The sequence below is a fragment of the Streptomyces sp. NPDC055078 genome (assembly GCF_053607985.1).
Map to the genome: position 1 here is coordinate 1 of NZ_JBSGUP010000277.1, position 10,256 is coordinate 10,256.

Annotated in this window: 7 protein-coding genes and 1 pseudogene; all 8 read right to left on the bottom strand. The window is 72.1% G+C overall.

Translation table 11 applies throughout. The features are described from left to right. Positions 1-96 precede the first annotated feature (96 nt). The 8 genes and pseudogenes from ACWF94_RS22405 to ACWF94_RS22440 all read right to left on the bottom strand — a co-directional run bounded on the left by ACWF94_RS22405 (position 97) and on the right by ACWF94_RS22440 (position 10,099). Entirely contained in the window at positions 97-1,470 is a 1,374-nt protein-coding gene (locus ACWF94_RS22405) for an NAD(P)/FAD-dependent oxidoreductase (RefSeq protein WP_453491129.1), read from the bottom strand. After that, positions 1,470-2,960: an FAD-dependent oxidoreductase gene (locus ACWF94_RS22410; RefSeq protein WP_453491132.1), complete on the bottom strand. Its 1,491-nt coding sequence runs from the start codon at positions 2,958-2,960 to the stop codon at positions 1,470-1,472. Before ACWF94_RS22410 ends, ACWF94_RS22405 begins: the two co-directional genes overlap by 1 nt. Then, on the bottom strand, positions 2,957-4,390 hold the full coding sequence (locus ACWF94_RS22415) for an FGGY family carbohydrate kinase (protein WP_453491135.1): 1,434 nt from the start codon (positions 4,388-4,390) through the stop codon (positions 2,957-2,959). Before ACWF94_RS22415 ends, ACWF94_RS22410 begins: the two co-directional genes overlap by 4 nt. Continuing rightward, positions 4,387-5,937, bottom strand: a complete 1,551-nt coding sequence (locus ACWF94_RS22420) for an APC family permease (RefSeq protein WP_453491138.1) — start codon at positions 5,935-5,937, stop codon at positions 4,387-4,389. The genes ACWF94_RS22415 and ACWF94_RS22420 overlap by 4 nt, the downstream gene beginning before the upstream one ends. 158 nt (positions 5,938-6,095) lie before the next feature. Further along, the gene (locus ACWF94_RS22425) at positions 6,096-6,869 is read right to left on the bottom strand and encodes a DeoR/GlpR family DNA-binding transcription regulator (protein ID WP_453491141.1); all 774 of its coding nucleotides are present in this window, start codon (positions 6,867-6,869) and stop codon (positions 6,096-6,098) included. Between the two features lie 278 nt (positions 6,870-7,147). Continuing rightward, positions 7,148-8,395: a hypothetical protein gene (locus ACWF94_RS22430; RefSeq protein ID WP_453491144.1), complete on the bottom strand. Its 1,248-nt coding sequence runs from the start codon at positions 8,393-8,395 to the stop codon at positions 7,148-7,150. Positions 8,396-8,602: 207 nt separating this feature from the next. Next, positions 8,603-9,771, bottom strand: a pseudogene (locus tag ACWF94_RS22435) (CopD family protein). A 79-nt stretch (positions 9,772-9,850) separates the two neighbouring features. Continuing rightward, positions 9,851-10,099 carry an EF-hand domain-containing protein gene (locus tag ACWF94_RS22440; protein ID WP_453491147.1) on the bottom strand — a complete coding sequence of 83 codons (249 nt, stop codon included), beginning with the start codon at positions 10,097-10,099 and terminating at the stop codon, positions 9,851-9,853. Positions 10,100-10,256 lie beyond the last annotated feature (157 nt).

Here is a 10,256-nt window from a genome sequence, read left to right on the forward strand (position 1 = left end):
TGTCGGGGCTCCGCCCCGAACCCCGCGCCTCAATCGCCGGCGAGGCTGAATGTGCCCCTGGATTTCGCCCCCGTCGAGCCCCGCCGGGTGGGCTCGTCAGCGGACCGCGATCGTGACCGGGCCGCCCTTGGGGCTGATGCCGCGCACCACCGACCACGGCACGCGGAAGACCCGGCCGGGCGCGGCGGGCCAGGCCAGGGTGCGTTCGGAGACGACGCGGCCGGCCTGGCTGACGCTGACGCGGGGGACGCGGATGAACTCGTCGGTCCAGAGGAGGAGGCGGCGGCGGGGCGGGGCGGGGTCGCCGGGGCGGAGCAGGCCCGGGGAGATCCAGCGCAGGGGGGCCTCGGCGAGGAGGCGGACGCCGGGGGACGGGTCGGGGGCGCTGCCGGGGGTGCCTTCGGGTGTGCTTGTGGCGGTGAGCCAGGAGGTGACCTGGTCGGCGACGTGGATACCGTCGATGGCGGCGATGTCGGCGGTGTCGACGGGGTGGAGGAGGTTGCCCGCGGCGAAGACACCGGGGCGGCTGGTGCGCAGGGCGGTGTCGACGAGGGGGCCGAGGGTGTCGGGGGCGAGGTCGAGGCCGCCCGTGCGGACCAGTTCGTGGTCGGGGATCCAGTCGCCGGTGAAGACGACGGTGTCGCACTCGACGGTGGAGCGCACGCCGGTGTCGAGGTTCTCGATCTCGACGGCTTCGACGCGGGGCCTGCCGATGACGCGGACCACCCGGGTCCGGTTGGCGACGGGGACGCGCAGCACGGCCCGGCCGCCGAGGTTGAAGGCGCCGTAGGATTCGGTGCGTTCGTACCGGCTGGCCATCAGGGCGACGGAACAGCCCGCCTCACGGAGGGTGAGGGCGGCGGACCAGCTGACGAGTTCACCGCCGACGATGACGGCGCGGGTGCCGACGTGCTGGTGGTGGAGGTGGACGGCGTTCTGGAGCTGGCCGGTGGTGTAGACGCCGGCCGGTCGGTCGCCGGGGACGCGCCGGGCGGTACGGGGGCGTTCGCGGGCGCCCGTGGCCAGGACGACGGCCCTGGCCTCGACCCGGAAGCGGCCCTCAGGGCTGGTGACATCGACGGCGCGGTCACCGGCCCAGTGGGTGACCATGGCCCGGGTGCGGATGACGGCTCCGGCCCGGGTGGCGGTGTCGGTGAGGCGTTTCGCGTACGCGGGGCCGGTCATCACCCGGCGCAGATCGCGCAGGCCGTAGCCGGTGTGGTCGCTGTGGCGGGGGATGCCGCCGGCCTCCGCCTCGCGCTCCAGGACGAGGACTTCGCCGCCGATACGGGGAGCGAGGCGCGCGGCGGCGGTGAGACCGGCGGGGCCGCCGCCGATGATGAGGACATCGGGGGTGAGCGTTACGGGGGGCGCGGTCGGCGCCTGCTGACCGGTGAGCCCGGTAGGCCCGGTGAGCCCGGTAGGCCCGGTAGGCCCGGTGGGCCCGGTGGAGGGGGTCGGCTGGGGCATCAGGAGGTCACCTCGTGGCAGGAGCCCGCGCAGGCGGTAACTGGGGTCTTATCGCGGTGGTCGTTCAGGAGCTGCCGGACGGCGGAACCGCAGAAGAAGCCCTGGCAGCGGCCGTTCATGGCGCGGGTGCGGCGGCGCAGGCCGTCGACCGTACGGGCGGGCAGTGGCGCGGTGCAGGCGTCGCGGATCTCCCCCGCGGTGACCCGCTCGCAGAAGCAGACGATCTCGCCGTAGGCGGGGTCGGCGGCGATCCGGGCCGCGTCCTGGTAGGGGCGTACCCCGGCCTCGCCGATATTGGGCATCCGGGGCGGTTCGGGCACCTCGTCGCGCTCCTTGAGGGCGACACCGGAGTCGGCGAGCAGATCGCGTACGTACTCGGCGATGGCCATGCCCGCCGTGAGTCCGGTGGAGCGGATACCGCCGACGAGCAGATACCGCTGCCCGGCGTCGGCCTCGATGAGGTAGTCGGGGTGGTCGATCGCGGCGCGCAGTCCGGCGTAGGTCGCGGTGACCTCCTCGTCCAGGAGCCGGGGCATGAGCCGGCGGCCCTTGTCGAGGAGGAAGGCGAAGCCGTCCTCGGATGTGCCGGTGGCGGTGCGGTCGGTGAGGTCCTCCGATGTGGGGCCGAGCATCACATTGCCGTAGACGGTCGGGGAGACGAGGACGCCCTTGCCCCGGGAGGTGGGCACCGGGAGGACGATCTTGTCGACCAGGGGGCGGCTCAGCTTGTCGAAGACGAACAGTTCGCCGCGCCGGGGGGTGACGGTGAACCGCTCGTGGCCGAACAGGGCGTCGACGCGGTCCGCGCCGAGTCCGGCGGCGTTGACGATCCAGCGCCCGCTGACCGGGCCCCCCTCGGTGTGCAGGGTGGTGGTGTCGTCGGCGAAGGTGACATCGGTGACGGCGTGGTCGAGCAGGAAGGTGACGCCGCGCCGCTGGGCGTCCCTGGCCAGAGCCAGATTGGTCGTCCAGGTGCAGATGATCGACTCGTCGGGGACGGTGAGCCCGCCGAGGACGCCCTCACCGAGGGCGGGGACGAGTCCGTACACCTCATCGGCGTCGATGAGCCGGCACTGCCGGTAACCGTTGGCCTCGGCCTTCTCCTTCAGGCCGGGCAGGGCCTGGAGTTCCTCGGTGTTCCAGGCGACGAGGATGGCGCCGGTGTGCTCGACGGGGATGCCGGTGTCGTCGGCGTAGCGGGACAGCAGTTCGTAGCCGCGGGCCACCATGCGGGATTCGAGCGTGCCCGGCTTCGCGTCGAAGCCGGTGTGCAGGATCGCGGTGTTGGCCTTGCTGGTGCCGTCGCCGATGTCCGCGCGGGCCTCCACCAGTGCTACGGACACCTGGTGCCCGGCCAGCTCCCGGGCGATGGCCGCGCCGACGATGCCGCCGCCGATCACGACGATGTCGTGGACGGGCGCGGTACCGGGTACCGGTGCGGAATCGTGCCCTGGGGTGTTCCCTGAGGTGTTCCCTGGGGTGTTGCTCATGTCAGATCTCCCTTGCGGACGGTGGCCTCGGCGACCGCCGTCCAGGTACCGCGGAACTGCGCCGCCCGGTCCGCCGACCACCGCGGCTCGTACACCGCCGCCGGCTGCCAGGAGCCGACGGCCTCGGTGAGTGTCAGCCGCGGATTCAGGGCGAGGCGGGCCAGGGCGGCGGCCCCGAGCGGGGTGGCGTGCCCGGACGGATAGATGTCCACGGGCAGTTGCGCCACATCGGCCTGGGCCTGCATCAGGGTCTTGCTGCGGGTCAGGCCGCCGTCGGCCCGCAGTCTGGTCAGCGGGGTCCCGAGGTCGGCCGCCACCAGCTCGCACAGGGTGGCGACCTGGGCGGCGATGCCCTCCAGGACGGCGAGCACCATGTGCTCGGGGCGGGTGGAGAGGGTCATTCCGGTGAAGGTGGCGGTGGCGTCGGGCCGCCACCAGGGGGCCGCCAGGCCCGCCAGGGCGGGGACGCACAGGGTGCCGTCGGACCGGCTCGCGGCGACGGAGTCCAGGTCGCGGGCGGAGCGGATGAACCCGAGGTCGCGGATCCAGCGGATCGCGGATGCGGCCGTGTACACCTGTCCGTCGACGCAGTACGCCGTACCGCCGTCCGTCCGCCAGGCGACGGACGAGGTCAGTCCGGCGGTGGAGCGCACCGCCGTACCGCCCGTGTTGGCGAGCAGGAAGGCGCCCGTGCCGTAGGTGCACTTGGCCGCTCCGGCGTCGATACAGCCCTCGGCGAGCAGGGCGGCCTGCTGGTCGACGATCAGTCCGCCGACCGGGATCTCACCGCCGAAGGCCCGGGTGGTGCCGATGATCTCGTCGCAGGCGGCGATCCGGGGCAGCCGCTCCCGCCCGAGGCCGAACAGCTCGATCAGCTCGGGGTCCCATGCGGCGGTGTCGAGATCGGTGAGCAGGGAGCGGCTGGCCGTGGCGGCGTCGGTGACGAACTCGCCGGTGAGATGGTGCAGCAGCCAGGTGTCCAGGGTGGTGACGACGCCTTCGGTGGTCACATGGCGGCGCAGCCAGGCCATCTTGGGCGCGGAGAAGTACGAGTCGAGTACGAGACCGGTGCGGGCGGCGATCCGCTCGGCGTGCTCGCTCAGAGAGGCGCAGACGGATTCGGCACGCCGGTCCTGCCAGACGATCGCCTCGGACAGCGGCCGGCCGGTCGCGGGGTCCCAGGCGAGCACCGTCTCGCCCTGGTTGGCCAGGGCGACGATGTCGATGGGCACTCCGGCTTCCGCCACGGCGCGGCGTCCGGTGTCGAGTACGGACTCCAGAACGGCCCCGGGGTCCTGCTCCACGACTCCGCCGTCGCCGTAGCGGGGGCGCAGTTCGGCCTCGGCGATGGTGAGGGTGGCACCGGCGGCGTCGACGACGATCGCCTTGGTGCCGGACGTTCCCTGGTCGATGGCGAGGACCACGGTCATCGGTCGTTCACTCCTTCCCCGGCGGGGGTCTTGACGGCCGCCTCGGGGGCAGGCGTGTCGGTGTCCAGTACACGGTCCACATCGGCCATGTCCGGCATGGTCAGCCCGGCGACACCGCGCCGTGCGAGCAGGAAGGCGAAGTACACGGCGCCGATGGCGAACAGCACCAGGACGTAGAGCCACGGGTCGCGGAACGACTCGTCGCGGAAGATCAGCAGTTCGTACGCGAGCCACACCGACGCCACGACGATGACCGGGATCTCCCAGCGGCCCAGGGAGAACCCCTGGGTCGGCGGCAGGGTCTTGCGCTTGACGATGTACATCAGCACGGTGCCGGCGTAGATGAGGGCTGGCAGCAGGGTCGCGGCGGAGAAGAGGGAGAACAGCGCGTCGGTCGACATGGCGAACGCGGCCAGGATGACCTCGGCGACCAGGAAGATGAAGAGGGTCGCGTTGAGGGGGGTGCCGCGCGAGGGGTGGATTTTGCGCAGGGTCCGCCAGCCGGGGAAGCGCTCGTCGCGGGACATGGCCCAGACCAGCCGCGTACCGCTCATGGTGATGACGAGACCGCAGGAGAAGATCGAGACCACGACCAGGACCAGCAGGGCCTTGCCGATGCCGGAGCCGAGGACCGCGGTGATCACGGTGGCGACGGGGGTGTCGGACTGGGCGAGGGTGGCGGGGTTCTCGATGAGCGCGGTGACGGCGATCAGGAAGAGGAAGCCGAGGACACCGAGCGAGAGGACGGCCTGCACCATGGCCTTGGGGATGACCCGGGCGGGATCGCGGGTCTCCTCCGCGAGGTTGGCGGCGGATTCGAAGCCGACGATGGTGAAGGCGCCGAGCAGGAACGCGAGGGCGAAGGGTCCGGCGTGACCGGCGCTGCCCAGGCTGTAGTAGCCGCTCTCGGCGACCGGGGCGGTCTCGAACAGCGTGGCGAAGTCCAGCTTGCCGGTGAAGGCGCCGACCGCGAAGAGCAGCACGGTCAGCGCGATCATGCCCACGAGCTGAACGGTCACGGCGGTCTTGTTGACCCGGTGGGTCAGCTGGGTGGAGATCGCCACGAGAACGACCTGGAGCAGGATCACCACGGCGGTGATCGCCCAGGCGTTCTGCTGGGTGCCCTGGTACTGGAGCAGCTCCGGCAGGATCGTCGAGGCGATGGTGTAGTCGACGGCGACCACCACGACGCCGAGGAAGGAGAAGGAGATCCAGCCCATGATCCAGCCCCACACCGGGTTCACCAGCCGGGAGACCCACTGGTAGGCGTATCCGCTGATGGGGATGCGGGCGGCGAGCGCGCCGAAGACGAGCGCGATGGAGAGCTGGCCTATGACGGCGATGGGCCAGGCGAAGATGCCGCGCGGGCCGGAGCTGTTCAGGACGGACCCGTAGGTGGTGAAGATGCCGGTGGCGATGGAGACGAATCCGAAGGCCATCGCGAAGGAGGCGTAACGCGTCAGTTCGCGCTTCAGTTCCGGCCGGTCTCCGGCGGCCTGCGGTCTGGCGCCACCGGTGTTCACCGGTTCAGTGGGGGCTGCGCTCATGGTGGTGATTCCTTTCACAACCCGCTCGGTACCTCGATACCTCGATACCTCGGTACGTCGGTACGTCGGTACGTCGATACACAGAGCGGGCACTGGAGCAGGGCGCTGGGGGGAGCGGGGACTTCGGGGGCCGAGTCGCGGGTCGGGGGCGGCGGCGCTCAGGCCGCCAGCACCTCGCACCCGGTTTCCCGCACGGCCGCGGTGAGGGCGGAGTCCGCGGACGTGTCGGTGATCACCCCCGTACAGACATCCATCGGGCACACCCGGTGCCCGGCGACGCGTCCCCACTTGGTGCCGTCCGCCACCACATAGGAGCGGGCGCTGTTGGCCAGGATCTGCTTCTTGGTGGCGATCTCCTCGAAGTGGAAATCGGTCACCCCGGCGGAGGCGTCGATGCCGCCGGAGCCGATGAAGGCGAGATCCGGGTAGACATCGGCGAAGAACCGGACCGTCTGCGGCCCGGAACAGACGAGGTCGCCGCCCCGGAGCCGTCCGCCGGGCAGCAGCACCTCGGCGTGCGGCAGGGCGGCGACCACCCCGGCCACCAGCAAGGACGGGGTGGCCACGGTGCCCCGGAAGTCCAGCGGCAGGGCGCGGGCGATCTGCACCGCCGTGGTGCCCACATCGATCACGACCGTCATCCCGGGGCGCACCAGGCTCGCGGCGGCGCGGCCGATGGCGGCCTTGGCTTCGGTGCCCGACCGGGAGCGGTCCGCGTAGGACGCCTCCTCCCCCGCGACCCCCTGCACCACCGCGAGCGACGCGGCACCGCCGCGCACCCGGCGCAGCACGCCCCGCTTCTCCATCTGACCGAGGTCGCGGCGGACGGTCTCGGCCGACACATTGAGCTGGTCGGCGAGGTCCTCGGTGCTGATCGTGCCGACCCGCTCCACTACGGCGGAGATGCGCCGATGGCGCTCGGTGGGAAGCATCGCCACTCCTGACTGTGACCGCCCATGAATGACCGGGCCTGACCGAAAGTGTGGATTAATGACCGAAAGTTCGTCAAGGGCTTTGGCCAGAATTCATTGCACAGGGTTCTGGTGCGGGTGGCGGGCCGCAGGGCCGCATGGGGTGCCGGGCCGCACGGGGTGCCGGGGGTGCCGGGGGTGCGCCAGAGGCGCCAGGGATACCGGGCAAACGGAACAGGCCCCCGACCGGAGGGTCGGGAGCCCGGGGGCGGCGGGCCCGCGATCGGCGGGCCGGACGGTCAGATCGCGTAGCGCCAGATCGTGAGCATATGGGCGCCGTACCAGCAGCCGAAGAGCGTGGCGGCGGTCAGCGCGACGACCACCGTACGGTTCCGGGCCCGGCTCAGGCCGCGCGCGAGGGGCACCAGGAACACCAGCGCGGGTATGAGCAGCCGCAGCTTGGAGTGGTAGAAGTTGCTCTGCCCCAGGGTCAGCACGAGCACCGTGGTGCCGTACACCAGCAGCGGCGGCCAGGCGTCGCGGCGCCAGGCGACGACGGTGGCGCACACGGTCAGGAGCAGCAGGACGGCGGTGCTGATGGCCACCCACTCGCCGCCGCGCAGCAGGGTCCCGTAGAGAAAGTCGAAGAATCCCGCGCCGTTGTCCCAGCGGGTGCCCCAGCCCGCCTCCTGGATGACGAACCAGGCGTTGAGCTGCCCGGAGCGATCGCCCACCCAGAGGAGATAGGCGGGTGTGCCCGAGCAGGCCAGCGCGACGGCGGCGAGCGGGCGCCAGGCCGGGCGGCCGGTGCGCCGTATCTCCAGCACGGCGGCGGTCGCCAGGGCGAGGGTCACGGCGACGGCGGCGGGCCGGGTGAGTCCGGCCAGCAGGGCCAGGGCGCCCGCGATGAGCCAGGACCTGCGGTGGGCGGCGAGCAGGGCACCCGCGCACAGGGCGAGGAACAGCGCCTCGCTGTAGGCCATGAGAAAGGTCAGCGCCATCGGCTGGGCACCCGCGAGCAGGACGATCGCGATGGTCGCGGTGCGGGTGTCGTGCAGCCGGGTCAGCAGCCGGTGTACGGCGAAGAGCGCGCCCAGCAGCGAGAGATGGGCGACGGCGATGGCGGCCGTCCCCGCTTCCAGGCCGGTCGACTGATGAAGAAAGCGGGCCAGAAGGGGATAGAGCGGGAAGAACGCCAGATTGTTTCCGGTCAGTTCGCCCGTCTCGTCGTAGGAGAGCCCGGGGGGATAACCGTCGGCCGCTATCGATATGTAGAGATGTCCGTCCCACGCCTGGAGCCTGTCCTTGACGCCGGGCCCGCCCGGTCCGGTCATCAGCGCGAGGGCCAGCAGATGGAGGGCGACGCTCACCCCGTAGACCGACAGCACGGTGCCCAGCGCCCGTCCGGCACCCTCGCTCCGCCCGGAGCGCGCGCCCGGCGCACTCCGGCCGCCCGGCTGGGGCCGCGCAGCGGCCCACTTCGGGACCCGGAGTGAGGTGATGGTGGGGCCCGCCGGGCGGACGTCACTGTGTGTCTGGTTTGCCATCGGATCCTCGCAAGGTCGGTTCTGCTGGCCTTACGCCGTGGAGCCTGGCCGTGGTCGACAGAGTGAGACGTGTACCACCCATGGCCATGACATCGGAAGGGTCCGTGAAAAACGTCTCAGCCGGTGTGCCCCGCGGCGGCACGGTTTCCCGGGTCCGCTACGGCGAGTCGGGGCCGGTCAGACGCGGCGGGCGGGCACGGCGGTGGCTCAGCGGATGCCCAGCCGCATACTGATCCAGTGCGGGTCGGGCACCACCGTGAGGAGCGCCGAGACCACGACGACTACTGCCAGGACGGCCAGTTCCACCCGCGCCGGGGACACGGCGTCGGCCCGGCCGCGCAGCATCCGCCGCCCCGCGCCGTCAGGGCCAGTGCGCAGGCCACGCCCACCAGCACCAGCTTGGCGATGAGGACCCTGCCGTACGCCGATGTGAGCACCACGTCCAGGGGCAGTCTGCGCAGCGCCGAGAGGGTGCCGGTGACGGCGAGCACCAGCAGCAGCCAGGCGGCGAGGCGGGCATAGCGGCCGAGTACGGCCAGGGCGCCGGACCGGTCCGCTCGCCGCCGCCACATCGCCCGCAGCGCGTGGAGCAGCCCGCCCGCCCACAGGGACGCGGCGATCAGATGGACGACGGTGAGCGCGGTGCCGATCTCGGGGGTGTACGGCTCCGGGTGCGCGCGCAGCGCCTCCGCGCCGACGACCAGCGTGAGCGGGACGATGGCCCAGACCGGCCGGCGCAGCGCGGCACAGCCCGCCGCGGCCAGGAAGCCGTTGGCGATCAGCAGCAGATACCGCCCCTCGCGCGTCCCGTACGCCGTGGCCAGGTCGATATCGCTGACGGCGGCCAGCAGCACGATCTGGCCCGCCGCCCCGGCCGCCCCCGCGAGCGCGGCGGCGGTGGACCAGGAGCGGGGCAGCGGTCCGCCGCGGGCGATACGCACTCCGGCGAGTTCGCCGAGCTGGACGGCGAGCGCGGTGAACACGGCCGCCCGCAGCAGCGTGCTCGTACCGGCCGAGGGGACCCGCAGTTCGCCGGTGCCGCGCGCCGCGAACTCCGCGCCGAGCAGGGCGACGCCGAGGACAGCGCCGAGTACGGCGGCGAACACACCGATGAGGGCGGGCGTGCCCGGCCGGGACCGGGACCGGGACGGGGACCAGGCACGACGACTACCGGCCGGCGAAACGGAATCGGTCACTTCATGACCGGGACCAGGAACGGGGCCGGGACCAGGAACGGGGCCGGGACCTGGAACGGGGCTGGGGTCGGAACCGGGCACGGGACCAGGGACGGGGCCGGGACCGGAGCCGGGACCAGGAACGGGACCGGAGCCGGGACCGGGGTCCGGGTGCGGATGGGCGCTTGGGTCGGGACACATGAGAACGCGGGCCGCGGGGGCTCCCCCGGACGACCGGGGATCTCCCCCGGCCGCCTCGCCGGGAAGCCGCTCCGGTCGGTCAGGCCCTGCCCTCGCCCTTGTCGCCGCTCTTGCGGGCCTTGTTGAGCGAGTCCCAGAACTCCTCGAAGGACAGCAGCCCGTCGCCGTTGGCGTCCTTGGTCTTGATCACTGCTTCGGCGACCGACTCCGTGACATGGAAGTCGCCCATCTGCGCCATCGCGCTCTTGTACTCGGCCGCCGTGATCAGGCCGTCGCCGTTCAGGTCGTACCGCTGGAACGCTCTGCGCGCCTCTTCGATGTCCGCCACTGCTTCCGCCCCTCCTTGGTTCGCTACCGCACGATTGACGTAGATCAGATTATCCGTACGCCTCGGGTGTTATGCCCCAGGGGCGACGGGCGATCATCGAGGGGTGAGCGATGGGGGGTGCCCCCAAGCGCCCGGGAACGCCCGCGGTGTGCGGGCG